The organism is Mesorhizobium sp. LHD-90 (assembly GCF_030929505.1).
Classification (GTDB): Bacteria; Pseudomonadota; Alphaproteobacteria; order Rhizobiales; family Rhizobiaceae; genus Kumtagia.
This window is the reverse complement of record NZ_JAVFVV010000003.1, coordinates 102,573-126,334: the sequence shown is the minus strand read 5'-3', so window position 1 is coordinate 126,334 and position 23,762 is coordinate 102,573. Positions and strand designations below refer to the sequence as shown.

26 protein-coding genes and 1 pseudogene are annotated in these 23,762 nt (G+C 64.7%); 14 read left to right on the top strand and 13 right to left on the bottom strand.

Annotated features, from left to right (window positions below; translation table 11 throughout):
- Positions 1–158: 158 nt before the first annotated feature.
- From RB623_RS04730 to RB623_RS04705, 6 genes are all read right to left on the bottom strand, one after another.
- Positions 159–707, bottom strand: coding sequence for a glutathione peroxidase (locus RB623_RS04730; RefSeq protein ID WP_308055611.1), 549 nt, complete (start codon positions 705–707; stop codon positions 159–161).
- Positions 708–825: 118 nt separating this feature from the next.
- Positions 826–1,167: a winged helix-turn-helix domain-containing protein gene (locus tag RB623_RS04725; RefSeq protein WP_308055610.1), complete on the bottom strand. Its 342-nt coding sequence runs from the start codon at positions 1,165–1,167 to the stop codon at positions 826–828.
- A gap of 9 nt (positions 1,168–1,176) precedes the next feature.
- Positions 1,177–1,950, bottom strand: coding sequence for an SDR family oxidoreductase (locus RB623_RS04720; protein ID WP_374121637.1), 774 nt, complete (start codon positions 1,948–1,950; stop codon positions 1,177–1,179).
- A 94-nt stretch (positions 1,951–2,044) separates the two neighbouring features.
- Complete coding sequence (locus RB623_RS04715; RefSeq protein ID WP_308055609.1) at positions 2,045–3,070, bottom strand: Gfo/Idh/MocA family oxidoreductase; 1,026 nt, start codon at positions 3,068–3,070, stop codon at positions 2,045–2,047.
- The gene (uxuA, locus tag RB623_RS04710; RefSeq protein ID WP_308055608.1) at positions 3,067–4,260 is read right to left on the bottom strand and encodes a mannonate dehydratase; all 1,194 of its coding nucleotides are present in this window, start codon (positions 4,258–4,260) and stop codon (positions 3,067–3,069) included. The genes RB623_RS04715 and uxuA overlap by 4 nt, the downstream gene beginning before the upstream one ends.
- A gap of 1 nt (position 4,261) precedes the next feature.
- Positions 4,262–5,734, bottom strand: coding sequence for a mannitol dehydrogenase family protein (locus RB623_RS04705; RefSeq protein WP_308055607.1), 1,473 nt, complete (start codon positions 5,732–5,734; stop codon positions 4,262–4,264).
- A gap of 217 nt (positions 5,735–5,951) precedes the next feature.
- On the opposite strand from RB623_RS04705, the gene uxaC reads away from it, so the two are divergent.
- From uxaC to RB623_RS04665, 8 genes are all read left to right on the top strand, one after another.
- Complete coding sequence (gene uxaC, locus RB623_RS04700) at positions 5,952–7,361, top strand: glucuronate isomerase (RefSeq protein ID WP_308055606.1); 1,410 nt, start codon at positions 5,952–5,954, stop codon at positions 7,359–7,361.
- A gap of 31 nt (positions 7,362–7,392) precedes the next feature.
- On the top strand, positions 7,393–8,370 hold the full coding sequence (locus tag RB623_RS04695; protein ID WP_308055605.1) for a TRAP transporter substrate-binding protein: 978 nt from the start codon (positions 7,393–7,395) through the stop codon (positions 8,368–8,370).
- 159 nt (positions 8,371–8,529) lie between these two features.
- Entirely contained in the window at positions 8,530–9,120 is a 591-nt protein-coding gene (locus tag RB623_RS04690; protein WP_308055604.1) for a TRAP transporter small permease, read from the top strand.
- Positions 9,121–9,122: 2 nt separating this feature from the next.
- Positions 9,123–10,403 carry a TRAP transporter large permease gene (locus tag RB623_RS04685; RefSeq protein WP_308055603.1) on the top strand — a complete coding sequence of 427 codons (1,281 nt, stop codon included), beginning with the start codon at positions 9,123–9,125 and terminating at the stop codon, positions 10,401–10,403.
- A 9-nt stretch (positions 10,404–10,412) separates the two neighbouring features.
- Positions 10,413–11,180, top strand: a complete 768-nt coding sequence (locus RB623_RS04680; protein WP_308055602.1) for a FadR/GntR family transcriptional regulator — start codon at positions 10,413–10,415, stop codon at positions 11,178–11,180.
- Between the two features lie 35 nt (positions 11,181–11,215).
- Positions 11,216–12,058, top strand: a complete 843-nt coding sequence (gene kduI, locus RB623_RS04675) for a 5-dehydro-4-deoxy-D-glucuronate isomerase (protein ID WP_308055601.1) — start codon at positions 11,216–11,218, stop codon at positions 12,056–12,058.
- Positions 12,055–12,819 carry a 2-dehydro-3-deoxy-D-gluconate 5-dehydrogenase KduD gene (kduD, locus tag RB623_RS04670; protein ID WP_308055600.1) on the top strand — a complete coding sequence of 255 codons (765 nt, stop codon included), beginning with the start codon at positions 12,055–12,057 and terminating at the stop codon, positions 12,817–12,819. The genes kduI and kduD overlap by 4 nt, the downstream gene beginning before the upstream one ends.
- A gap of 24 nt (positions 12,820–12,843) precedes the next feature.
- Positions 12,844–13,182, top strand: a complete 339-nt coding sequence (locus tag RB623_RS04665; RefSeq protein WP_308055599.1) for a cupin domain-containing protein — start codon at positions 12,844–12,846, stop codon at positions 13,180–13,182.
- Positions 13,183–13,424: 242 nt separating this feature from the next.
- On the opposite strand, the gene RB623_RS04660 is transcribed toward RB623_RS04665, so the two are convergent.
- Positions 13,425–13,742, bottom strand: coding sequence for a hypothetical protein (locus RB623_RS04660; RefSeq protein WP_308055598.1), 318 nt, complete (start codon positions 13,740–13,742; stop codon positions 13,425–13,427).
- 136 nt (positions 13,743–13,878) lie between these two features.
- Between RB623_RS04660 and RB623_RS04655 the strand changes: the two are divergent.
- From RB623_RS04655 to RB623_RS04645, 3 genes and pseudogenes are all read left to right on the top strand, one after another.
- Positions 13,879–14,019 (top strand): annotated as a pseudogene (locus tag RB623_RS04655) (rubrerythrin family protein); the annotation flags it as partial.
- Positions 14,020–14,132: 113 nt separating this feature from the next.
- Positions 14,133–14,813: a winged helix-turn-helix domain-containing protein gene (locus RB623_RS04650; protein ID WP_308055597.1), complete on the top strand. Its 681-nt coding sequence runs from the start codon at positions 14,133–14,135 to the stop codon at positions 14,811–14,813.
- A gap of 383 nt (positions 14,814–15,196) precedes the next feature.
- On the top strand, positions 15,197–15,355 hold the full coding sequence (locus RB623_RS04645) for a hypothetical protein (protein WP_308055596.1): 159 nt from the start codon (positions 15,197–15,199) through the stop codon (positions 15,353–15,355).
- A gap of 74 nt (positions 15,356–15,429) precedes the next feature.
- Here RB623_RS04645 and RB623_RS04640 read toward each other — a convergent pair whose 3' ends face one another.
- The gene (locus RB623_RS04640; protein WP_308055595.1) at positions 15,430–15,831 is read right to left on the bottom strand and encodes a DUF1801 domain-containing protein; all 402 of its coding nucleotides are present in this window, start codon (positions 15,829–15,831) and stop codon (positions 15,430–15,432) included.
- 142 nt (positions 15,832–15,973) lie between these two features.
- On the opposite strand from RB623_RS04640, the gene RB623_RS04635 reads away from it, so the two are divergent.
- Positions 15,974–16,432, top strand: coding sequence for a DCC1-like thiol-disulfide oxidoreductase family protein (locus tag RB623_RS04635; protein ID WP_308055594.1), 459 nt, complete (start codon positions 15,974–15,976; stop codon positions 16,430–16,432).
- Between the two features lie 77 nt (positions 16,433–16,509).
- Here the strand turns inward: RB623_RS04635 and RB623_RS04630 are convergent, their stop codons facing one another.
- The 3 genes from RB623_RS04630 to RB623_RS04620 all read right to left on the bottom strand — a co-directional run bounded on the left by RB623_RS04630 (position 16,510) and on the right by RB623_RS04620 (position 20,293).
- Positions 16,510–16,887 carry a DUF1850 domain-containing protein gene (locus RB623_RS04630; RefSeq protein ID WP_308055835.1) on the bottom strand — a complete coding sequence of 126 codons (378 nt, stop codon included), beginning with the start codon at positions 16,885–16,887 and terminating at the stop codon, positions 16,510–16,512.
- A gap of 53 nt (positions 16,888–16,940) precedes the next feature.
- Positions 16,941–19,025, bottom strand: a complete 2,085-nt coding sequence (locus RB623_RS04625; RefSeq protein WP_308055593.1) for a TRAP transporter permease — start codon at positions 19,023–19,025, stop codon at positions 16,941–16,943.
- Between the two features lie 308 nt (positions 19,026–19,333).
- Complete coding sequence (locus tag RB623_RS04620) at positions 19,334–20,293, bottom strand: TAXI family TRAP transporter solute-binding subunit (RefSeq protein ID WP_308055592.1); 960 nt, start codon at positions 20,291–20,293, stop codon at positions 19,334–19,336.
- 246 nt (positions 20,294–20,539) lie between these two features.
- Between RB623_RS04620 and RB623_RS04615 the strand changes: the two genes are divergently transcribed.
- Both RB623_RS04615 and RB623_RS04610 read left to right on the top strand, forming a co-directional pair.
- A complete protein-coding gene (locus tag RB623_RS04615) occupies positions 20,540–20,896 on the top strand; it encodes a YciI family protein (protein ID WP_308055591.1) in 357 nt (118 codons plus the stop codon).
- Positions 20,893–22,161 (top strand): DUF6596 domain-containing protein, encoded by a 1,269-nt coding sequence (locus RB623_RS04610; protein WP_308055590.1) that lies wholly within the window; start codon positions 20,893–20,895, stop codon positions 22,159–22,161. Before RB623_RS04615 ends, RB623_RS04610 begins: the two co-directional genes overlap by 4 nt.
- A 5-nt stretch (positions 22,162–22,166) precedes the next feature.
- Here the strand turns inward: RB623_RS04610 and RB623_RS04605 are convergent, their stop codons facing one another.
- Positions 22,167–22,988 (bottom strand): hydratase, encoded by an 822-nt coding sequence (locus tag RB623_RS04605; RefSeq protein WP_308055589.1) that lies wholly within the window; start codon positions 22,986–22,988, stop codon positions 22,167–22,169.
- A 78-nt stretch (positions 22,989–23,066) separates the two neighbouring features.
- Positions 23,067–23,684 carry a glutathione S-transferase family protein gene (locus RB623_RS04600; protein ID WP_308055588.1) on the bottom strand — a complete coding sequence of 206 codons (618 nt, stop codon included), beginning with the start codon at positions 23,682–23,684 and terminating at the stop codon, positions 23,067–23,069.
- Positions 23,685–23,762: the final 78 nt, after the last annotated feature.

Sequence of the window (23,762 nt, the reverse complement as noted above, 5' to 3'; positions counted from 1 at the left end):
CATTTCCACAAATCGGCGAATTGCGCCAAGCCTTTATTGCAGTGCGGGAAGAAGCGGGCTTTCCGGCTTGGCCAGCCGCGGAGTGGCTGCGGTCAGCGCGCATTGCAGAACAGCATTCTGGCTCCGGCGACGACACAGGTCGCCGCCGGCACGGCCGATCAACTCGGCAGAAGTTTCCGGATCGAACCGACCATCCCCTCGTCCTCGGGCGTCACGTCCGAGCCATAGCGGCCGACGACCGCGCCATCCGCGTCGATAACGAACTTTTCGAAATTCCAGCTCACCTCGCCGGGCGCCGGCGCCCGGCCTGAATCGGTCAGCCGCGCGAGCAGCGTGCTTCCGGGCTTGAACGAGGCCTGCGGCTCTGCCTCGGTGAGCAGCCTGTACAGCGGATGTTTTTCCGGTCCCTTCACCGTGATCTTGGCGAATACCGGAAAGTCGACGCCGTAGGTCAGGCGGCAGAACTCCTGGATCTCGTCATCCGTGCCGGGCTCCTGGCCGGCAAAGTCGTTGGAGGGAAACCCGAGCACAGTGAAGCCGCGATCCCGGTGCGAGCGGTAGAGCGCCTCCAGGCCGTCATACTGCTTGGTGAACCCGCATTTCGAGGCGACGTTGACCACCAGCAGCACCTTTCCGGCATAGTCCGAAAGTGTCGTTGCCGTGCCGTCGGCGCGTGTGACCGGGATGTCGTAGATGGGAGCTGTCATGATTGATCCTATCAAACGGTAAGGCCCTCGGCATGTACCCGGCCTCATGCCGGCAAGGCTTTTTTGCATTCCTTGATATAACAGCCTATGGCCTTTCCGGGGTGCTGGTGACGGTGCATCACGCCGCGTCGATCTCGCGCTGCAACGCCTCCATATGCGGCCCGGCAGCCTCATACGCTGCCCGCTCGATAGCGCGAAAACGCGCCACGACCGCCAATCCCACTGGCGTGAGCTGGGCGCCGCCACCCTTCTTGCCACCGGTCTGCGCCGCCACCACAGGCTTGCCGAACAACTGGTTCAACTCCTCAACCAGGTCCCAGGCGTGTTTATAGGACATGTCCATGCGCCGCGCCGCCGCCGATATCGAGCCGAACGCGGCGATATGTTCCAGAAGCTCGATCTTGCCGGGGCCGATGCGCCCGTCCGGGTCGAGGTTTATGCGCAGGCTGAGCGAGGGCACGGCGCGACCCTAGACGATCTGAAAGCCCGAATCGACCGGCATCGAGATGCCGTTGATCATCGATGCCTGGTCGGACAGCAGGAACAGCACGACCTCCCCCACCTCCTCCGGTTCGAGGAAGCGGCCGAGCGGCATGCGCGACAGCATCGGCGCCGACTTCTGCGGATCGCTCCACGCCTTTCGCGCCATGTCGGTCAGCGTGATGGCCGGGTTCACGCAATTGACGCGGATGCCGTGGCGCCCGAGTTCATTGGCCATGACGCGGCTCATCGCATCCAGCGCGCCCTTCGAGGCGCAGTAGCCGGCATGGTCGGCGAAGCCGGTGAAGGCCGATATGCTGGAAACGTTGACGATCGCCCCGCCCTTGCCGGCCGCGATCCGCGCCCTGGCGTATTCTTGCGAAAAGATCAGCGGGGCGCGGGTGTTGACGGCTATGAGGGCGTCGAAGGATTCGACCGTAACATCAAGGACCGACTCCAGGATCGCCAGGCCGGCGCAGTTCACCAGATAGTCGACAGGCTGCGCGGCTTTCGCGGCGGCGCGCGCCGCATCGGCGTCGCGCAGGTCGGCGGTTAACGTCTTGCATCCGGTTTCCCGGCTAAGCGATTCAAGATCCTCGGCACTTCGGCTCACCGCCACCACCGAGGCGCCGCGCCCTAGGAGCATTTTTGCGATGGCGCGACCGATACCTTTTCCCGCGCCGGTGACCAGCACCGATTTCCCGGAAAAGTCCATACCGGTCGTGCGCGTGCTCGTGTTCGCCGCTGTGTCGCTCGATGTCATCGCTGCCCTCCCCTGGCGCCGCAGCGTCAATCCGTATCGAAATCCGCAAGCGAAGGAAACGGGGCCGCCGGGCAAAACGCCAGAAGGCAACCGCTCAGACCGGCTCGCGCCGGCCGGTTTCGGCGGCGCGCAGCAGCGCATCGATCAGTCGGTGCACCTTCAGCGCCTCGCGGCCGCTGACCTTCGGCTGCCGGGCCGGATCGCCGCTGCCGATCGCATCGAGGAAATCGGCGAGCACGGCGCGATGGTGGTGATGCGGGAAGGCCATCGGGTCGGCCCCCACCCCGCCGCCGACCGCGCCGTCGTCGTGCTGGAGCTCGGCGCCGTCGTGGAAGGCTACGAAAAGTTTCGTGCCTTCGATCCGCGCCGTTCCCTTTGTGCCGATCAGCTCGATGGAATCCGGCAGGCCGGGATAGGCGGTGGTGGTCGCATGGATGGTGCCCAGCGCGCCATTGCCGTAGCGGACGACGCCGACGGCAAGGTCCTCGGTCTCCATACGGTGCACCGGCGTGGTCGCCGCGAAGGCCGAGACCTCGGCGGGCAGGCCGGCGAGCGAGATCAGCAGGTCGAGCGTGTGGATACCTTGCGTCAGCAGCACGCCGCCGCCGTCGCGCGCCTTCGTCCCCCGGCCCGGCTGATCGTAATAACTCTGCGGCCGCCAGTTGGCGAGTTTCGCCGAAGCGCTGACGAGTTGGCCGAGGCGGCCGTCCGCGATCAGTTTGGCAAGCGCCGTCGACACCGGCCGGAAACGGTGCTGCAGCACCACGCCCAGTTTCACGCCGGCATCTTCAGCCGCTGCGACGAGACGCTCGGCGCGATCCATCGAGATGTCGAGCGGCTTTTCCAGCAGCACATGCTTGCCGGCTGCCGCCGCGCGCTCGACCAGTTCCAGATGCGAGTTCGGCGGCGTCAGCACCATCACCGCGTCGATCGACGGATCGGCAAAGACCGCATCGAGGTCGCCGGTGACCGGCAGGCCCCATGCGCTTGAAAAAGCCTCACGGCGTGCCGGTGTCGGGCTGTAGCAGGCCGCCACCTTGACCCGGTCCTTGAGATCGAGCAGGCTTTTTGCATGCGGCCCCGACGCCATGCCGAGGCCGATGAGCGCAATCCGCTTCATCGCGGCCAGTTCTCGACGGGCACGTTTTCCAGCGTGCGCATTATGCCACGCAGTTCCGCCAGCCCTCTCAGCCGGCCGATGCAGGAATAGCCGGGGTTCACCTTCTTGCCGATGTCGTCGACGATGGCATGGCCGTGGTCGGGGCGCATCGGAATCTGCCAGTCGGCGCGGCCCTCCGCCTTGCGGCGGCGCTCTTCCGCCATCAGCGCCGCCACCACCCGCACCATGTCGGTATCGCCCTCCAGATGCTCCGCCTCGTGGAAGGAAAAGTCGCCTTCCTTGGTGACGTTGCGCAGATGCGCGAAATGGATGTCGGGTCCGAACTCCTTCGCCATTGCCACGAGATCGTTGTCCGGATTTGCCCCGTAGGAACCGGTGCACAGCGTGATGCCGTTGGACGGCGACTTGACCGCCGCGATCAGCGCGCGGGCGTCTGCCGCTTTCGAGACGACGCGCGGCAGGCCGAAGATCGGGAAAGGCGGATCGTCGGGATGGATCGCCATCCTGACGCCCATCTCCTCCGCCACCGGCACGATCTCGCGCAGGAACGAAAACAGGTTTTCGCGAAACCCTTCGACGGAAACGTCCTTGTAGATATCGAGCGCCCGGCGGAAACTCTCGCGGTCGAAGATGAACTCGCGGGCCGGCACCCAGCCGATCAGATTCTGCTCGAGTTTTGCAAGCTGGCTCTCGCTCATCCCGGCGAGACGCTTGCGCGCCACTTCGATGCGGGCTGGCGGATGTTCGTCCTCGGCGCCGCGCCGCTTCAGCACCAGCACGTCGTAGGCGCAGAACTCGACCATGTCGAAACGCAGCGCCGTGCCGCCATGCCACATCGGATAGTCGAGGTCGGTGCGGGTCCAGTCGGTGATCGCCATGAAATTGTAGCAGACCACCTTGATGCCGGCCGCGGCGACGGCGCGGATCGACGCCTTGTAGTTCTCGACCAGCTCGCGCCAGCGGCCGGTGCGGGTCTTGATGTCCTCGTGCACGACGATGCTCTCGACGATCGGCCAGTCGAGCCCGGCCGCCTCGATCTCTGCTTTGCGCTTCAAGATCTCGTCCATCGGCCAGGCGCGGCCGTCGTTCAGATGGTGCAGCGCGCTGACGATGCCGGTCGCGCCGGCCTGCCGCACATGCGAAAGTTTCACGGTATCGTCCGGCCCGAACCAGCGCCAGGTCTGCTTCATGTCATGCCCTCTCTTCGGCGGCAGCGGAGATCGCCCCGGCTGCGCCTTTCTCGAAAATGATGGTCAGGTGCTTGCTAGCGGCCGCTTCCATCGCCTCCTTGCCCTCGGCGGAAAAACCCGCCGCCGCGAAGACGGCGCGGACCAGTTCAGCCGGCTCGTCGGTTACCGCGAAAATGTCTGCCAACTTAGCATCCAGCGGATCGGTGAAATGCCCGGCGGGCAGCGAGCGCCCGCGTTCCCGGCAGGCAGCGATCCAAGCCGCGGCGACCAGCATCAGATTGGCGATCGGCCGGTCCTCCTTCAGCCGCAGGCGCGCCGAAGCGATGATGCGCTGCGGCAGTTTCTGGCTGCCGTCCATGGCGATCTGGGCGGTGCGGTGGCGCAGCGCCGGGTTGGAGAAACGCTCGGTCAGGGCGGCCGTATAAGCGTCCGTGTCCAGCCCCGCATCCTTCGGCAGCGTCGGGATGACTTCTCGCCAATAGCGCTCGACGAAACCGCGGATCAGCGGATCGCCGAACGAATCCGCCACGGTCGGGTGGCCAGTGAGCAGGCCGAGATAGGCTATGCCGGAATGAGCGCCGTTGAGCAGGCGGAGTTTCATGTCCTCGAACGGCGCGACGTCCTCCACCATGGTGACGCCGAACTTTTCCCAGCGCGGCCGGCCGGCCGGAAAATTCTCCTCCACCACCCACTGCATGAAAGGCTCGGTCATCACCGGCCAGGCATCCTCGGCTCCTAGCGCCTCGGAAACGCGCGCGCGGTCGGCATCGGTCGTCGCCGGCACGATGCGGTCGACCATGGTCGACGGGAACGCCACCTCCTTTGCGATGAACGCGGCGAGATCGTCCCCGGCCAGCCCGACGAATTGCAGCGTCAGCCGCCGCACCGTCTCGCCATTGGCCGGAAGGTTGTCGCAACAGAGCACGGTGAAAGGCGGGAAACCCGCTGCCCGTCGGCGCGCTAGCGCTCCGGCGAGAAAGCCGAAGACCGTGCGCGGCTTTTCCGAATTGGCGATGTCCCAGACGATATCCGGATGGCCGGCATCCAGCTCGCCGTTCGCGTCGCGCAAATAGGCCTTTTCGGTGACGGTGAGTGTAACAATCCGTACGCGCGGATCGGCCATGCGGGCCAGCACTACTTCGGGATCTTCCGGCGCGACGAGCAGGGATTTCATCGAGCCTATGACGCGCAGCGCGTCGCCCGAACCGTCGCGCACCGCAATCGTGTAGAGCCCGCCCTGGGGCCCAAGCGCGTCACGCGTGTCGGGGCTGCGCAGCGACACCCCGGTGATGCCCCAGCCGTGCTCGCCCGCCCCCAGGCAGTCGTCGACATAGACGGCCTGGTGCGCGCGATGGAAGGCGCCGACGCCGAGATGCACGATGCCTTCCGACACCGCCGAACGGTCGTAGGCCGGCGTCGCCGCACCCCGAACGCGATCCAATATGGCGTCACCGAGCCTTGCCTGCTGTCCCATACCTTTCCTCCACACAGTCGGTCAGCGAATGCAGGTAGCGTCCCAACGGCCACTCCAGACTTAGATGGTCCGGAGCATGTCCTCCGCCGGCTTATGGCATGGCCCATCCCCAGTTCGCAACACAAGTCATCATACAACCCTATGATTTTTGTATGTTGACATTATCTGTTCATCGCCCTAGCCATGACGGGGCCGAAGGAGGAGCGGCCCGATCCCAATGAGCGCTCTGATCGATTCCGATCTGCTGTTTCCGCCCGAGCCCGGCATTCGGTCGATCGCGCGCGGCCTCTACGCGACGGTCAAGCACCTGCCGATCGTCAGCCCGCACGGCCATACCGATCCGCGCTGGTATGCGCTGAACGAGCCGTTTCCGGATCCCGCACAACTCCTCATCGTCCCCGACCACTACATCTTCCGCATGCTGTTCAGCCAGGGCATTTCGCTGGAAAGCCTCGGCGTGACGCGCCTCGACGGCGCGCCGGTCGAAATCGATGGCCGAAAGATCTGGCGCCTCTTCGCTGAAAACTTTTACCTGTTCCGCGGCACGCCGACTCGGCTGTGGATGGACTATGTGCTGTCCCACCTGTTCGGCGTCGAGGAACCGCTGACCGCAACCACGGCCGACGCAACTTACGACGCCATCGCCGAAAAACTGGCCACGGAAGAATATCGCCCCCGCGCTTTGTTCGAGCGTTTCAACATCGAGGCGATCGCCACCACAGAGGGCGCGCTGGACGACCTGCGTTGGCACCAGGTCATCCGCGACAGCGGCTGGACCGGCCGCGTCGTCACCGCCTACCGGCCGGATTCGGTCATCGACCCGGATTTCGAGGGCTTTTCCGACAATGTCGACCGGCTTGCGGACCTGACCGGCACCGACACCGGCGCCTGGAAGGGTTATCTCGACGCCCATCGCACGCGCCGCGCCTTCTTCAAGACCTATGGCGCGACGTCGAGTGATCACGGCCACCCCTCCGCCGAGACGGCAAACCTGTCCGACGCGGCGGCGGAAGAGCTGTTCAACCGCATCCGCCGCGGCTCGACCGACGAGCGCGAGAAGCGGCTGTTCCGGGCGCAGATGCTGACCGAGATGGCGAAGATGAGCCTGGACGACGGGCTGGTCATGCAGATTCATCCCGGCTCGACGCGCAACCACTCGGCCGCCATGATGGCGCGCTTCGGCCGCGACAAGGGTTTCGATATCCCGACCCACACGGACTATGTCTCGGCGCTGCGGCCCCTGCTCGACGCAGTCGGGCTTGAGCCGAACCTCACCGTCATCGCCTTCACACTCGACGAGACCAGCTATGCGCGCGAACTCGCCCCGCTGGCGGGCGTCTACCCGGCGCTGCGGCTAGGCCCCGCCTGGTGGTTCCACGACAGCCCCGAAGGCATGCGCCGCTTCCGCGAGATGACGACGGAGACGGCCGGTTTCTACAACACCGTCGGCTTCAACGACGACACCCGCGCCTTCCCGTCCATTCCGGCGCGGCACGACATCGCCCGGCGCGTCGACTGTGCCTTCCTGGCGCGTCTCGTCGCCGAGCACCGGCTGCGCGAGGACGAAGCCTACGAACTGGCAACCGAGCTTGCCCATACGCTGGCGAAGAAGGCGTATCGGCTTTGAAGGGTCTTTGAGACCAACAAGGGAGGAAAACATGCTGCATTTTTCGAAACTTCTTGCCGCCGCGAGCGTCGCCGCGGTGTTCATGGTCGGATCGGCCGGCGCCCAGACGGTGCTGAAATCGTCCGACACCCATCCGGACGGCTATCCGACCGTCGAGGGCGTCAAATATTTCGGCGATCTGGTGAAGGGACGCACCGGCGGCCGCTACGCGGTCGAGGTCTATCACTCCGCGCAGCTCGGCCAGGAGAAGGACACGATCGAGCAGGTCCGATCCGGGGTGATCGAGCTGAACCGCATCTCGATGGCGCCGTTCAACGGCACAGTGAAGGAGACCATCGTTCCCGCCCTGCCCTACATCTTCCGCTCGGAAGACCACATGCACAAGGTGATGGACGGTGCGATCGGCGACCAGATCAAGGCGGCTTTCGAGCCGGCCGGCCTGGTGGTGCTCGCCTTCTACGACGCCGGGGCGCGCTCCTTCTACAACAAGACCAAGCCGATCAATTCGGTGGCCGACATGAACGGCCTGAAGTTCCGCGTCATCCAGTCCGACATCTTCGTCGACATGGTCGCGGCCCTCGGCGCCAACGCCACCCCGATGCCTTACGGCGAGGTCTATTCTTCGATCGAGACCGGCGTCATCGACGGTGCGGAGAACAACTTCCCGAGCTACGACACGGCAAAACACTTCGAGGTGGCCAAGAACTACTCGCTCGACGAGCACACCATCCTCCCGGAAGTGTTCGTAATGAACAAGGCCGCCTTCGACGCCTTGACTCCGGAAGACCAGGAAATCTTCAAGCAGGCCGCCAAGGACAGCGTCGCCAAGCAGCGTGAACTGTGGGCCGCCAAGGTCGCGGAATCGCGCAAGATCGTCGAGGCCGCCGGCGCCCAGATCACCACGCCGGAGAAGCAGGGTTTTATCGACGCGATGAAGCCCGTCTATGAGAAGCACGTCACCGACGACGTCCTGAAGAAGATGGTCACCGACGTGCAGGCGGTGCAGTAGCCTGGGTTACCCTCCCCCTTGTGGGGAGGGTCGATCCGCAAAGCGGATCGGGGTGGAGGTGACCACCAAGTTGCCCCACCCCGGCTTTCTACTTTCGCGTTGCTCCAATCGCTCGCCGATCCTCCCCGCAAGGGGGTAAGGGCGCCGCAGGAACATCCAATGACCACCGATCTACGAACCGGCGTTCCCATCCTCTCCCGCCTCAACACGGCGGCGCTCTATCTGGCCGGCGTCGGCCTTGTGGTGATGACGTTCACCGTCGCCTACCAGGTCTACTGCCGATACGTGCTCAACGATTCGCCGAGCTGGACCGAGCCCGGCGCCGTCATGCTGATGAGCTGGTTCATCTTCCTTGGCGCCGCCGTCGGCGTGCGCGAGAACAACCACATGGGTTTCGACGTGCTGCTCTACGTGCTGCCGCCGGCAGCGAAGAAGTGGCTGCGCATGATCTCCGACCTCGTCGTGCTCGCCTTCGGCATCGGCATGATCTGGTACGGCGGCAAGCTGGTCGGCCTGACCTGGGATACCGTCATGCCAGCCCTGCATATTTCCGGCGGCTGGGACTACGTGCCGGTGGTGGCCGGCGGCGCGCTGGTCTCGCTGTTCGCGCTGGAGCGCATCGTTCTGCGCCTGCGCGGCGCGCCGATCGACGAAGTGCTTGACGAACTGCCGCCGCCCGAGATCGCCGTCGAGCTGGAAAACGTCGAGGAAGTGCGCCGCGACGCGGCCGAACTCGCCAAGAGGAACTAACGATGGAACTGTGGATCCTCTTCGGCGTCTTCACGCTGCTGATGCTGATCGGCACGCCGATCGCCTTCTGCCTCGGCGTCGCCAGCCTGGCCACCGTGCTCTATATGGGCCTGCCGCCGCTGGTTGTGTTCCAGCAGCTCAATTCCGGCATGAGCGTGTTCTCGCTGCTTGCCATCCCGTTCTTCATCTATTCGGGCGACCTGATGGTGCGCGGCGGCATCGCGCAGCGCATCGTCGCCTTCGCGGCCTCGCTGGTCGGCCATATCCGGGGCGGCCTCGGCCAGGTGAACATCGTCACCGCGACGCTCTTCGGCGGCATCTCCGGCTCGGCAGTCGCGGAAGCCGCGGCGGTCGGCGGCCTGATGATTCCGCAGATGAAGGCGCGCGGCTACGGCGCTGATTATGCTGTCAATGTCACCTCGATGGCGGCGCTCATCGCGCTGCTGCTGCCGCCCTCGCACAACATGATCATCTATTCGATCTCGGCCGGCGGGAAGATCTCGATCGCCGACCTTTTCACGGCAGGCATCATCCCGGGCCTTCTCCTTGCTGCGTCGCTGATGGTCACGGCCTATTTTGTGGCCCGCAGCAGAGGCTATCCGACCGAGCCGTTCCCGGGGTTCGGCGCGATCCTCTATCTCTTCGCCGTCGCCACGCCGGGCCTGCTCCTCATCGCCATCATTTTCGGCGGCGTCCGCTCCGGCATCTTCACTGCGACCGAGAGTTCGTGCGTCGCCGTGCTCTACGCGCTGCTGGTGACCTTGACCGTCTATCGCCAGATGAGCTGGGGCGACTTCGTCCACGCCACGATGGGGGCAGTGCGCACGACGGCGATGGTGCTGCTGATCATCGGCACGGCCGCCGCCTTTTCCTGGTTGATGGCCTTCCTGAAGGTGCCTGCCACGCTGGTGGCCTGGATGCAGACAATCTCGGAAAACCCGATCATCATCCTGCTGCTGCTCAACCTGATCATGCTGCTGCTCGGCACTTTCATGGACATGGGGCCGACCATCATCATCACCACGCCAATCTTCCTGCCGATCGTCTCGGCCTATGGCATCGATCCGGTGCATTTCGGCGTCATCATGATCCTGAACTACGGCATCGGACTGAACACCCCACCCGTCGGGGGCGTCCAGTTCGTCGCCTGCGCCGTGGGCAAGATATCGGTGTGGGAAGCGATGCGCTCGATCTGGCCATTTTACGGCGCCGGCGTCGTCGTGCTGATGCTCGTCACCTACATCCCGGCGCTGTCGCTCTGGCTGCCGAACGCATTCCGGTGAGAGGCGAGGATGGCCGCCGACTTTTCATCCGACATGCGCATAGAACGGAGACCGAAACTCTCCGAGCGGGTGGTCGCGGCGCTGCGCTCGCAGGTCCTGTCGGGCGAATTCCCTGTCGGCCACAAGCTGCCCACCGAGACGCAGATGACGGAGGCCTTCGGCGTCAGCCGCACGGTCATCCGCGAGGCGATCGCCACGCTGGCCGCCGACGGGCTGGTGGAGCCGCGCCAAGGCGCCGGCGTGTTCGTGCGCGAGCGGCCGTCGCAGACTTTCGGGTCGCTCAGCCTGGAGATCGGCAACAAGATCTCGCACGCGCTGAACGTGCTGGAGGTGCGCCTCGGCATCGAGATCGAGAGCGCTGCCCTCGCCGCGATCCGCCGCAACGGCGCGCAGCTTGCGGAAATCCAGGAGGCCTTCTTCGAGTTCGACCGGCTGCTGGCGCAGGGCGAGGCGACGGGCAAATCTGACTTCGCCTTCCACCGCGCCATCGCCGCCGCCACCAACAACCCGTTCTACGTCGATGTGCTGGAGGCGCTCGGCATGCGCGCCATCCCTTGCGACGTCACCTCGCCCTGGGGCACGGATTCGGTGCTGAGCCGCGACTACCAGGAAGGCCTGCAGCAGGAGCATCTCGCCATCCTGCGGGCCATTTCGTCGGGCGATCCCGACGCGGCGCGCACCGCCATGCGCATGCATCTTTCCGCCAGTCAGCAGCGCTACCGCGCCCGGCTGACCGACCAGCAGGCCGACTACAGTTTCGGCAGAACCAAGCCCTGACGGGCGCCAGCGACAGCAACCGATAGAGGGCCGGCATGACCGAAAGCCATATCCGCCACACCATCCGCCATGCCATCGACCCGGCGTCCGCCGCGCGCATGGGTACGCAGGAACTGCGCGAGAACTTTCACATCGGCGGCTTGTTCGAGGCGGGCGGCATCAACCTGACCTACACACACTATGACCGCATGATCGTCGGCGGCGCCATGCCGGCCGACGAGCCGCTCAGCCTGGACGCGATCAGGCCGACCGGCACGAAGAGCTTTCTCGAACGCCGCGAGCTTGTCGCAGTCAACATCGGTGGGCCGGGCAAGGCGACCACGAGCGGCGGAACGTACGATCTCGGCACGCGCGACATGATCTACGTCGGCATGGGCGAACAGGTTTCGTTCTCCTCGGACGATCCGAAAACCCAAGCGAAATTCTACCTGCTCTCAGCCCCCGCCCACAAAACCTATCCGACAAGACTGCTCACCATCGCCAACGCCAAACGCCTCGATCTGGGCAGCCAGGAGACATCGAACGAGCGCTCCATCTTCCAGTTCACGACGACCATCGAGACCTGCCAGATCGTCGTCGGCATGACCCAACTCGCCAAGGGCTCGGTGTGGAACACCATGCCAGCCCACATTCACGACCGGCGCATGGAAGCCTACCTCTATTTCGACCTCGCCCAGACGGCCCGCGTCTTCCACTTCATGGGCGCTCCGACAGAAACCCGGCACATCGTCATGGCCAACGAGGAGGCGGTGCTGTCGCCCGTCTGGTCGATCCATTCCGGCTGCGGTACCGCCAACTACGCCTTCATCTGGGCCATGGCCGGCGACAATGTCGACTACACCGACGTAGACCCGGTGGCGCTGGGGTCAATGCGATGAATGATTTTTCCGCCTTCAGCCTTGCCGGCAAGCGGATAATGGTGACCGGCGCCAATACCGGCATCGGCCAGGGCGTCTGCGTGTCGGTTGTGCGCGCCGGCGGCGCGGTAGTCGGCGTCGGCCGTTCCTCCATGGACGAGACGGCGGCATTTGTGGCGGAAGCCGGCGGCACGTTCCACGCGGTGCACTGCGATCTCGGCGACACCGCCGGCGTGCAAGGGATGTTCGAGAACGTGTGGCGCGAGGCCGGCCCGATCGACGGGTTGGTCAACAATGCCGGCATCATCCGCCGCGCCGACGCGGTCGACTTTTCCGTCGCCGACTGGGACGAGGTGATGGACGTCAATCTGAAGACGACCTTTTTGCTTTGCCAGGCCTTCGGACGCCACGTGCTTGGCGAAAGCCGCAAGGGCAGCATCGTCAATATCGCCTCGGTGCTGTCCTTCCAGGGTGGCATCCGCGTCACATCCTACACGGCCTCGAAACATGGCGCGGTCGGCCTGACAAAACTGCTCGCCTGCGAATGGGCGGCGAAAGGCATCAACGTCAACGCCATCGCACCGGGATACGTGGTCACAAACAACACCGAGGCGCTGCGCAACGACCCCGACCGCACGGCAGCGATCCTCGCCCGCATCCCGGCCGGACGCTGGGCCGAGCCGGGCGACATCGGCGACGCAGCGGTGTTTTTGCTGGCGCCCGCATCGAAATACATGCACGGCGCCGTGATCCCGGTGGATGGCGGCTGGCTGGCGCGGTAGGCTGGCCTTCCGAGGAGACTATCTATGACCGAGCAGAAACTGTTCGCCTACGGTTCGCAGGGCGAGTGGACGGCAACGCCCGACGGCAACCGTCGGCGCGTGGTCCTTCATACGGACGAACTGATGATGGTGGAATTCGCCTTCGAAAAGGACGGCGTCGGCGTGCTCCATTCGCACCCGCATGTGCAGGCGAGCTATGTGGCGGAAGGCCGCTTCGAAGTGACGGTCGGCGGCAAGACTGAGATCCTGTCGGCCGGCGACAGTTTTATCGCGCCGTCCAACGTCACCCACGGCGTGAAGGCGCTGGAAGCCGGCCGGCTCATCGATTCCTTCACGCCGCACAGGGCTGATTTTCTCGTGTAGATCGATCTCCGCACGAGAGTCGTGGTACTCCGTCCAACACCCCTTGCATGTTGGTTTTGCGGCTGATCTGCGAAGATGGCTGTGCTGGAGTTTTGCCGAGACGAAGCGGTCGCGCTCCACCTTCTCCCCTTGTGGGAGAAGGTGGCCGAGCGAAGCGAGGTCGGATGAGGGGTGTTCGGTAGGGCACGACGGCGGGCGATGGCGAAGTATCGTCACCAGGAAGTTCGCCCGTCGGCCGCTCCTCACCCCATCAGCGACATCGTTCGCTTGGAGCCGCCGGCCTCGCGCCACGCCTTGAAGCGGTGCGTGGCGGCGGCGAAGGATATCTTCATGGCGCGGGCAACCGAATAGCGGCTCTGGCCCTCGTCGAACATGCGATAGCAGCATTCTACGCCCGCCACCGTCAGCTTGCCTTCGGCCGTCTTGTTGTGCGGATTGGCCGGATCGAAGGCTTCAAGCGGGACCTCCAGCATCGCCTTGAGGCGCTGCAAATCCGCCTCGATGGAGGCGATCAGTTCGAGCACGGGTTTGGAATCGAAGGAGTTTTTTTGGGTCGGCATGAAAAATCCTCGGAAGGGAACGGAGCCCTGATATAGGCTATAATTTGCCTATAGGAAGGCCTCGTATCGGCGAAAGTTCTTGATCGATAAACGCGCCATTCTTAGTTTTGAATTATTCTAAACTGGAGTGGTTTGCATGCTTTCCCGCGTGTTCGGTTTTGGCCGTCGACCGTTCGCGTCGCTCAGCGAGCAGGAGGTGCTGGCGCTCGCCGTCTCGTCGGAGGAAGACGACGGCCGCATCTGCCGCGCCTTTGCCGACGGGTTCGATACGCTGCCTCATCTCGGCGACTGCAAGCCGAATGCGGGACGTTGTCAGGGTCTGTCCGCATGATCGTGCCTTCGGACTATGCGCCGGTTGCCGAACGATAATACTTCGACTAGGATCGAACCATGCGCGAAGGACCGGACATTGCCCGCATCGCCAGCCTGGTCGGCGACCCGGCGCGAGCCAACATGCTGACGGCACTGATGGGCGGCGCTGCTCTCACCGCCAGCGAACTGGCGCTGGAAGCCGGCGTCGGCCTGCCGACGGCAAGCTCGCATCTGGCAAAGATGGCGGATGGCGGGCTGCTGGCGCAGTCGAGCCAGGGCCGGCACCGCTATTTCCGGCTGGCCGGGCCGCAGGTTGCAGCCATGCTGGAGGCAATCATGGGTGTCGCCGAGACGGCGGGACCGAAACGCGTCCGCCCAGGCCCGCGCGATGCCTCGATGCGCGAGGCCCGCGTCTGCTACGATCACCTCGCCGGCGGCCAGGCGGTGGCGATGCTGGATGGTTTTGTGGCTCGCGCCATCCTTGCCCGCGACGGTGACGAGATCGCGATGGGCGGCGCCGGGCCGGCCTTCTTCGCCGATGCCGGCATCGACCTGTCGACCCTGCCCGGCAAGCGGCGGCCGGTCTGCCGTGCCTGCCTCGACTGGAGCGTGCGGCGCTCGCACCTGGCCGGAGCGTTGGGCGCCGCCATCCTCGACCGCATCCTTGCCGAGAAATGGGCTCGCCGCGATCCCGACAGCCGCGTCGTCCGCTTCACGCCGCCGGGGCGCAGGTCATTCGAAACGACATTCCTTTCATAGGACGGCCGAAGCTTGCGCACCGGCTTTGGCGTCAGGCCGCACCTGGCCAGGCCGGCCGCGCCGGCTGACCCCCGCAACGTGCGGGATAAACGGCGGTTCCTGCCGCACGCCGATTTCTTTGTAACCACTGACCGGCTTTCGTAACGGAAGCGGAAACCTGAGCCTGTGGCGGCGGCATCGTGAGGAAACCGATGTGGTGCGAAAGTCACACTAGGGCAAAAGCGGGCAGAAGCCGTCAAAAGACCGCGTCGAAACCGCCTTTTTGCCACGATGCAACGGGTTTTCGGCACGAGATTAACATGTCGTTCACGGAGGATTCAGAAGTGCCGGCTAAGATGTCTCCCCAATCGGACGGGACATCCGAGGGACAGGGATCTAAGAAGATGACGTTCTGGACAAGTCTTTCGACTTACGCTTTCGCGATCCGCGAATTCATCGCGCCGACCTACCGGCCGGAGCGGCATTACATGCGCGGACCGGGACCGGCCTGCGCGCGCCGCCGCAGCACGCGGCCGCTGGAAGCCCGCGCGTCCTTTCACTGAAGGCGAGCGGAATTGACGGGCGCGCCGAGATCGGTGTGCCCGCAACTGCCTGAACCGGGCCGCCTGAAACCGCCTCATCGCTTCTTCTTCGGCGCAGCCGCCGCCTTGGCCATCGCCTCTTCCTCGACCTCGCTGGCGCGAAACCGCGCAATGTCTTCGATCAGCGCCTCGGGCACGGGCGCCGTCAGCGGAAACCGGATCGTCCCCTTCTCCACCTCATAGTCCGCGAGATCGTCCTTGAAGGCCGCCACCAGCGGCGCGGTTGCCGGATAGAGCGAATAGTGCTTCTTCCAGCCGGAAAAATAGATCGGCCGGCCGGCCTTCGTCTTGTAGGCTGGGATCTGGTACGAAATCACCTCCTCGGCCTCCGGCAGCGCCTTGCGGATGCTCTCGCGCACCTGCCTCAGCACCCCCTGCGCCGCCTCCGGCTGTGCGGCGATGTATTCGTCCACGGATTTGTAGTCGGTCTTGGCCACGCGCTCCTCCCAAACAGATCGGCCCGAACAATCCTCATAACGCGCGCGTCCGCCTCACCCGCACGGGGTTGGGGAAGACAGGCCGCGGCGTCATCCCGCCTTGCAGGCAACAGGATCGTCGCTACTTTAATGACGAAGCATCATGCGCAAGCCCGACACGCCCGCCGACAAGAATCTGAAGGACATCCTGCCGGCCGACCTCGCCGGAAGGCCGCTGGTCGTTTTCGACGGCGTCTGCGTGCTGTGCTCGGGTTTCGCCCGCTTGGTGACAAGGCTCGACCGCCGCGACCGCTTTCGCTTCGCCACCGCGCAGTCGCCGTTGGGCGCTGCACTGTTCCGGCATTTCGGACTACCGACCGATGTCTACGATACCAACCTCGTGCTCATCGACGGCGTCGGTCACACCCGCATGGAGAGTTTCCTCGCCGTCATGCGCGAACTCGGCTGGCCGTGGCGCACCGCATCGATGCTGCTGATCCTGCCGCCGGCCGTTCGGAGTTGGCTCTACGATCGGATCGCCAAGAACCGCTACGCGTTGTTCGGCAAGCGAGACACCTGCGACATTCCCTCGCCCGCGCTGCGGAGCCGACTGGTGGGCTAAAATTATGATGCCCGGGGCAACGGCACGCGACGCGGGAATATCCTTGAAAAACAAATGGCTGCAACGGGTTCCGGATTCTATTTCGAACTACCGGACGAACCGTCGCAGGCGGAAATTTCGATGGCGTCGCCCGCCGAAGCACCAAGTTCCCGGCAGTCGGCCGCGGTGCAGAGTGTCCAGCCCGAAGGCGTCGCGCCGGAAGCCGCGAGCATGATCCGGTCGCGCGCCGGCAGCTTCGGCGCATAGACCCACCAGCCGCCCTTGAGCACCGCGTCGGCGGGCGGCTCCATGCCGGCGCCCGACCCTTTTACGCGCGCCTCGACGAGTTCCAGGCCGGCGGGCGTCACCCGCCAGTCCTCCTCCCAGCGGGTCTTTTCCACCGAATGCGTCCACGACAGGGTGAAGGCGGAGGCGGCCAGCACGGTCGTCTTGCCGGCCGCGAGGAGGCAGAGCATCGCGGTCAAGCTCGACGATCCGCGAAATGGGCAACGTAGGGAGTAGTCATGGTTCAGCCGGCAACTGTCTCGCGTCCCCGCCACCAGTGCTGCGCCACCAGAACCGCCGCCAGCGCGAAACCGGCCTCGTCGGTGAGCGGCAGGGCCAACACCAGCAGCAGCCCGGCGCCGAAGGCCAGCACCCGCTCCCAGAGCGTCAGCCGCCCGAACAGGAAGCCCACGACGGCCGCGCCCCACAGGCCGATGCCGATGCAAGCCTTGAAAACGATGTAGGCGACCTCGACCGGATAACCGAAGGCGGCCGCCATCGGTCCGGGATCCTGGAGCATCAGCGCCGGCGTGTAGACCGCCATGAACGGCACGACATAGCCCGCCATCGCCAGTTTTGTCGCCTCCCAGCCGATCTTCTGGCCCGACACCTTTGCCATCGGCGCCGCCGCGAAAGCCGCCAGCGCCACCGGCGGCGTCAGATCCGCCATGATGCCGAAATAGAACACGAACATGTGGCTGACGATGAGCGGTACGCCCAGTTCGAGCAGCGCAGGCCCGGCCAGCGACGAAGTGATGATGTAGTTGGGAATGGTCGGGATGCCCATGCCGAGGATCAGGCAGGTCACCATGGTCAGCACCAGCGACAGGAACAGATTGTTCTCGCCGATGGCGATGATGGCGCCGATCAGCGTCGAGGCGATGCCGGTGAGCGTCAGCGTGCCGATGACGATGCCGACGATGGCGCAGGCGATGCCGACCGGCAGCGCGTTCTTGGCGCCCTGGGCGAGCGAATCGCGGCAGATCGCCAGCGTTTCCCGCCCGCCCCTAAAGGCAAGACAGGCGGCGACCAGCGCGCCGATGACCAGCGCCAGCACATTGACGCCGAAGCGCATGAAGGCCGCCGCCGCGAGCCCGAGCGCGATCCAGAACACGACGCGAAAGGCGAACGGCCCGATCAGCGCCGCGAGCGGCGTGCCGAGGATGAGAACGACGGTGAGCGCCAGCCCCATCGTGCCGGCGAAGATAGGCGTGTAGCCGGCGAACAGCAGGTAAACCAGCGCCGCAAGCGGCAGCACCAGCGGCCAATGTTGCTTCACCGCCGTCCACGGGTTCGGCAGTTCGGCCTTGTTCATGCCGCGCAGGCCGGCCTTGCCGGCTTCGAGATAGACCTGCCAGAAGCAGGCGCCGAAATAGAGGATCGCCGGAATGATCGCCGCCTTGACCACCTCCGCATAGGGAATGTTGAGGGTCTCGGCCATGATGAAGGCGACGGCGCCCATGACTGGCGGCATGATCTGGCCGCCCATCGACGATGTCGCCTCGACCCCGCCAGCAAAGGCGGCGCGGAAGCCGAAGCGTTTCATCAGCGGGATGGTGAACTGGCCGCTTGCCACCACATTGGCGACGCCGGAACCGGAGATCGTGCCCATCAGCGCCGAGGAAAGCACGCAGACCTGCGCCGGCCCGCCGCGCCATGCGCCGACAAGGCCGAGCGCCACGTCGTTGAACAGCGCGATCATGCCCGCCCGCTCGAGGAAGGCGGCGAACACCACGAAGATGAAGATGTAGGCGGCCGAAACATAGACCGGCGTGCCGAAAATGCCCTCGGTGCCGAAGGCGAAGTAGTCGACGATCTGAACGAAATCGTAGCCGCGATGGACAAGCGGACCCGGCAGGTACTGGCCGAAAAAACAGTAGGCGAGAAACAGGCCGCACATGATGGTGAGCGGCAGGCCCATCAATTGCCGCGACGCCTCGAACACCAGCACGATCAGCAGCGTGCCTACGACGATGTCCGGCACGGTGAGAAAGCCGCTGCGGTGCAGCAGCGGCACATATTCGATCCAGTTGTAGAGGCCGGTGGCGAAGCCGAGGATGCCGAGCAGCCAGAACCAGCTCTTCGCCGCCGGGCTTTTCGCCCGCAGGTTGGCGATCAGCCCGAAGCCGAGCAGCAGCAGGAAGCCGACATGCATCGCCCTTATGACCTGGCTGGGCAGGACGCCATAGGCGGCAGTGAAGAGCTGGAATGCAGAGAAAGCGATCGCGATGCCGAAGGCAATGCGTGCGGAAAACCCTTCACCCCAGCCTTCGGGAAGGCCCTCTATTGGTTCTTCGGCGGTGGTGGGTGAAGGCGTCGTCGCGCTCATTGAAAATTCCACACGGGATGGCGAGAAAGGCGCGAGGCACCCCCCTCTGTCCTGCCGGACATCTCCCCCACAAGGGGGGAGATTGGCAGCTTTGACCTTGCCGCCCATTCTGCAACGTTGGTGATTGGCGAAAAGAAAGCGGCCAGCCAATCTCCCCCCTTGAGGGGGGTGAGGAGCGGTCCGCGCAGCGGACGAAAAGCCAACGATTTGGCTTTTCGAGCGACGAACGCCCGGAGCGAAAGCGAAGGGCGTCCGGCAGGACAGAGGGGGGTGCGAAGGAGCACAACCCTAGCCGTTTTAACGCTGGCTTACTTCAACAACCCCGCTTCCTTGTAATAGCGCTCTGCGCCTGGGTGCAGCGGGACCGGCATGCCGTCCAGCGCCTTCTTCGGGTCGATCGCCTTGGCAGCGGCGTGGGCGGCGACCAGTTGCGGAAGGCTTTCGAACAGGAGCTTTGTCATCTGGTAGGCGGTCTCATCGGAGACGTCCGAATGGGTGATCAGGAAATTGCCGACCGCCGCGGTGTTCACATCCTCGGCCTGGCCTTCATACGTGCCGGCAGGGATCGTCACCGAGAGATAGGGCGAGCCGATCTTGGCGACGGCGTCCGCCGGCACGGCGACGACATTGATCGGCAGCGAGGTGGCGAGGTCGCGGATCGAAGCGACGCCAAGCCCGGCCGACTGCAAGGTGGCGTCGAGCTGGCGGTTCTTGATCAGTTCGACCGATTCGGCGAAGGGCAGGTATTCGACCTTGCCAAGGTCCTCGTATTTCATGCCGGCGGCGGCGAAGATGGCGCGGGCGTTCAACTCGGTGCCGGAGGCGGGCGCGCCGACCGACAGGCTTTTTCCCTTGAGGTCGGCCAGCGACTTGATGCCGGACTCCTGGCTGGCGACGATCTGGATGTAATTCGGATAGATGGCGGCGATGCCGCGCAGCTTGTCGAGCTTGCCCGGATAGCCGGCCTCGGTGTTGCCTTCCCAGGCCAACGCCACCGAATCGCCCAGCGCGAACGCGATCTCACCCTTGCCCTGCTGGAGGAGGTTCAAGTTCTCGACCGAGGCCTTTGTCGCCTGCACCTGCGTGCGCGAACCCTCGATGCCCTTGCCGTAGATCTCCGACAGAGCGACGCCGAGCGGATAATAGACGCCGGATGTGCCGCCGGTGAGCACGTTGATGAATTCCTGCGCCTTGGCGGGCACGGCGGCAAAGCCGACCGCCATCGCCACCGCGCCGGCGGTCATGATTTTCCTGCCGAATTCGAGCATGCCTTTCCTCCCTGAATGCCGGCCCGACATTTGCCGCGGCCACTTGGCGCGGGAGTTTAGCGGCCGACATCGAAATGCCAACCACCAAATGGCAATCGAGACGAATGGCTTAGGCCTGTCCGCAAAGGGCGCATGGAAAATTATCGGACGTAAAGAAATTTTCCAACGGCCCGTCGAAATTACGGCTCCCGGCGCGACATAGGATCGGCACGCAACAAAAGCGGCCTTCGAACAAGGAGAATTCCCATGCAATATCTGCTGATGATCTACATCAATGAGGCCGAGGCAGCGAAAATCCCGCCGGAGCGGATGCAGACCATGCTGCCTGCCTATGCCACCTACACGGATGACATGAAAAAGGCCGGGGTGTGGATCGCCGGCGACCGGCTGCGGCCCACCAGCGCTGCAACGACCGTGCGCATGCGCGACGACAAGACCCAGGTCCTCGACGGGCCGTATGCCGACACCAAGGAAGCATTCGGCGGCTACTACAAGATCGAGGCGCCGGACCTCGACGCGGCGATCTCCTGGGCCGCCCGCTGCCCGGCCGCAAATCACGGCGTTGTTGAAGTGCGGCCGATCTGGGAGATGCAGACGGCATGACCGCCGTGACGAAACCGAAGTATGCCCGGGCGGCAGCCGAGACCGCCGCCCGGGAGAGCTACGGCCGGCTGCTTGCCGTTCTGGCCTCGCGTTCGCGGGATGTGGCGGCGGCCGAGGATGCGCTGGCCGATGCCTTCGCCACGGCGCTCCAGCAGTGGCCGCTGAACGGCGTGCCGGAAAAGCCTGAGGCGTGGCTGCTGACCGTCGCGCGCCGCCGCGCCATCGACCGTCAGCGGCGGCTCAAGGCGGGCATCGACGCGCAGGACCATCTGTTGCTGATCGGCGAGGAGAGCAAGGCCATGGAACGCGAAGCAAGCGGCGAGGATGTGCCCGACAAGCGCCTGGCACTGATGTTCGCCTGCGCGCATCCGGCGATCAATCCCGAGATCCGCGCTCCCCTGATCCTGCAGACGGTGCTCGGCTTCGACGCCACCACGATCGCTGCCGCTTTCCTGGTCGCTCCCGCGACCATGGGCCAGCGGCTGGTGCGCGCAAAGGCGCGTATCCGACAGACCGGCATTCCGTTCCGGCTGCCCGAGCGCGCTGACCTGCCGGAGCGGCTGGATGCCGTGCTGGAGGCAATCTACGCCGCCTTCAGCGAAGGCTGGTCGGATCCCGCCGGCGACAGTCAGCGCCATGACCTCGCCGGCGAGGCGATCTGGCTCGGACGCCTGGTCGTATCCCTGATGCCCCGCGAGCCGGAGGCGCTCGGCCTGCTGGCGCTCATGCTCTACGCGGAGGCGCGTCGCGAGGCGCGGCGAACAGCGGGCGGCGACTACGTGCCCCTCGCCGAGCAGGACGTTGCGCTTTGGGACGACGCGATGATCGACGACGCGGAACAGTTGCTGGCGCACGCCATGCGCCTCGCGCAGCCCGGCCGCTACCAGATCGAAGCGGCGCTGCAGTCAGCCCATTGCGCGCGGCGGCAAACCGGCCGCACCGATTGGCCGGCTATCTCCGAACTCTACCGGATGCTCGGGCGCCTGTCCTATTCGCCGGTCGTCGAGGTCAACCGCGCCGTGGCGCTTGCCGAAGCCGGCCATACCAAGGCCGGCTTCGCGATCCTCGAACGGCTTTCGGCGGACCGCCGCCTGTCAGACTACCAGCCCTACTGGGCGGCGCGCGGCTTGGTGCTGGCGAGGCTAGACCGCAACGACAGCGCTCGCGAGGCCTACCGCCGGGCAATTGCGCTTGAGCGCGACCCGGCGGTGCAGCGGTTCCTGCAAGCCAGGATGGACGCGCTGCCGGCGTCGCTGTCGAATTGAGAATCTCAATCGGACAAAGTAAGTCGAAGCCCCGCCAGATCGGTGTTGGCGAGAATAGTTGACCACTGTTCGCCGGGTCTAACAGACATGGCTTGGGTCAATGTGCCAGTCGTCACCAACTCACCCGCACCAACCGGCTCGCATTTGGGAAAACGAGCGAGTTCGCTTACCAGAAACTGCAGTGCTTTCACCGGTCCGCCGAGCACATTGCTACCTTGGCCATGAACCCGTATTCCGTGGCCACCAATGAGATCGACGGCCAGATCGGAAAGCACTCGCAAACGATGCTCGGGGTGGCCGTCAATCCGATGCCTATCTCCCAGCAACAAAGCGGCATGCACGCCAAATGCGGCAGCGGCATCAGCGGCGGAAAAGTTCCAGCCCGGAAAAATCGAGAACACGATCTCGAATGCGTGCGCCACCCAGTCTACACATTCGACCAACTCTTCTTCGCTCATCCCGGATTCAGGCTTGCTTGCCAGATGAAGAACGATTTCAGGCTCAATCCTCGGCTCAGGAAGCCCATTTAACGAAAAAGTCCATCCGACCTGCGCAAGTTCGTGGACAGTGGTGTCGAACATATAGGCCCAAATCGGGCCAGAAATACCGTATCCTTGCCAAACGGCGCGGTTGGTAAATCCTATCTTTCGCCCGACCGTGGTCTCTCCCCGAGCCCGGCGCAGATCTGCGATCAGAGCAGCCACTTCATAAGCTTCAGGTAAGTCAAAGCCCGGCCAGCTGCTCGATATCGGTTCGGTCTGATTGCCTGTTGCAAAGAAGGCAAACGTTTCCCTGGCAACCGTTTCGATGCTGGATGGGTTTGCCAAGCTTACCACCTCACAGGAGATCAAATCCGCCGGGCCAATTGTCGACCGGGGGGCGTTCGTGGTCAATCCATACGCCGTTCACCAGAACCGGTGCACCTCGTTGAGCTTCGCCACCAGCGGGTCACGTTTCAGCACCTCGCAGACGCGTACGATGTTGGTCCATTCGTCGCGGGGCCTGTCGGCGACCGGATGCCAGTGCGCCAGCATCGCGAGATAGACGTCGGCGATGGACTTTTGCCCGCCGGCCAGCCAGTCGCGCCCTGAAAGCGCCTCGTCGACGACCTGAAAACCCCTGTCGGCCTCGACGATTGCCGCCTGCTTCACGGCCTCCAGCCCGCGCGCATCGGTGGTCGAGCGCTCGCAGAAAAAGAAGCGCATCAGCGTCGGGTAGAGCATGGACGACAGGAAAAACATCCAGCGAAGGAACTCCGGCCGGTCCTGCGTGCCCGCTGCCGGTCCGATGCCGACCTGAGGATACGTCTCCTGCAGCAGCAGGCAGATGGCGGCGGATTCGGTGATGGTTCGCCCGTCCGGCAGCGTCAGCGCCGGCACCTGCCTGAGCGGGCTCAGCTTTTCGTATCCCGCGGGCGGCGAGGCCTTCTCGACCCGGACGATTTCATAGGGCGCGCCGGCCATCGTCAGCGCGACCTCGACGACAAAGCCGCCGGAGCCCGGCCGGCTGTAGAGCGTGTACATGAAATCCCCTCCCGCCTGTTTGTCCGAGAAAACAGCGGGAGGAGGTTTTCGTCAACGCCGGGGCCGCCGAACACTTTG

Excerpts from the sequence above, each read along its gene's own strand:
- RB623_RS04690 (WP_308055604.1), top strand. The coding sequence starts at position 8,530 with ATGACCACCGATCTACGAACCGGCGTTCCCATCCTCTCCCGCCTCAAC.
- uxaC (WP_308055606.1), top strand. The coding sequence starts at position 5,952 with ATGAGCGCTCTGATCGATTCCGATCTGCTGTTTCCGCCCGAGCCCGGC.
- RB623_RS04610 (WP_308055590.1), top strand. The coding sequence starts at position 20,893 with ATGACCGCCGTGACGAAACCGAAGTATGCCCGGGCGGCAGCCGAGACC.
- RB623_RS04720 (WP_374121637.1), bottom strand. The coding sequence starts at position 1,950 with ATGACATCGAGCGACACAGCGGCGAACACGAGCACGCGCACGACCGGT.
- RB623_RS04695 (WP_308055605.1), top strand. The coding sequence starts at position 7,393 with ATGCTGCATTTTTCGAAACTTCTTGCCGCCGCGAGCGTCGCCGCGGTG.
- RB623_RS04660 (WP_308055598.1), bottom strand. The coding sequence starts at position 13,742 with ATGCCGACCCAAAAAAACTCCTTCGATTCCAAACCCGTGCTCGAACTG.
- RB623_RS04645 (WP_308055596.1), top strand. The coding sequence starts at position 15,197 with ATGACGTTCTGGACAAGTCTTTCGACTTACGCTTTCGCGATCCGCGAA.
- RB623_RS04715 (WP_308055609.1), bottom strand. The coding sequence starts at position 3,070 with ATGAAGCGGATTGCGCTCATCGGCCTCGGCATGGCGTCGGGGCCGCAT.
- RB623_RS04635 (WP_308055594.1), top strand. The coding sequence starts at position 15,974 with ATGCGCAAGCCCGACACGCCCGCCGACAAGAATCTGAAGGACATCCTG.
- RB623_RS04625 (WP_308055593.1), bottom strand. The coding sequence starts at position 19,025 with ATGAGCGCGACGACGCCTTCACCCACCACCGCCGAAGAACCAATAGAG.
- uxuA (WP_308055608.1), bottom strand. The coding sequence starts at position 4,260 with ATGAAGCAGACCTGGCGCTGGTTCGGGCCGGACGATACCGTGAAACTT.
- RB623_RS04665 (WP_308055599.1), top strand. The coding sequence starts at position 12,844 with ATGACCGAGCAGAAACTGTTCGCCTACGGTTCGCAGGGCGAGTGGACG.
- RB623_RS04685 (WP_308055603.1), top strand. The coding sequence starts at position 9,123 with ATGGAACTGTGGATCCTCTTCGGCGTCTTCACGCTGCTGATGCTGATC.
- RB623_RS04630 (WP_308055835.1), bottom strand. The coding sequence starts at position 16,887 with ATGCTCTGCCTCCTCGCGGCCGGCAAGACGACCGTGCTGGCCGCCTCC.
- kduD (WP_308055600.1), top strand. The coding sequence starts at position 12,055 with ATGAATGATTTTTCCGCCTTCAGCCTTGCCGGCAAGCGGATAATGGTG.
- RB623_RS04620 (WP_308055592.1), bottom strand. The coding sequence starts at position 20,293 with ATGCTCGAATTCGGCAGGAAAATCATGACCGCCGGCGCGGTGGCGATG.
- RB623_RS04705 (WP_308055607.1), bottom strand. The coding sequence starts at position 5,734 with ATGGGACAGCAGGCAAGGCTCGGTGACGCCATATTGGATCGCGTTCGG.
- kduI (WP_308055601.1), top strand. The coding sequence starts at position 11,216 with ATGACCGAAAGCCATATCCGCCACACCATCCGCCATGCCATCGACCCG.
- RB623_RS04615 (WP_308055591.1), top strand. The coding sequence starts at position 20,540 with ATGCAATATCTGCTGATGATCTACATCAATGAGGCCGAGGCAGCGAAA.
- RB623_RS04600 (WP_308055588.1), bottom strand. The coding sequence starts at position 23,684 with ATGTACACGCTCTACAGCCGGCCGGGCTCCGGCGGCTTTGTCGTCGAG.
- RB623_RS04680 (WP_308055602.1), top strand. The coding sequence starts at position 10,413 with ATGGCCGCCGACTTTTCATCCGACATGCGCATAGAACGGAGACCGAAA.
- RB623_RS04650 (WP_308055597.1), top strand. The coding sequence starts at position 14,133 with ATGCGCGAAGGACCGGACATTGCCCGCATCGCCAGCCTGGTCGGCGAC.
- RB623_RS04730 (WP_308055611.1), bottom strand. The coding sequence starts at position 707 with ATGACAGCTCCCATCTACGACATCCCGGTCACACGCGCCGACGGCACG.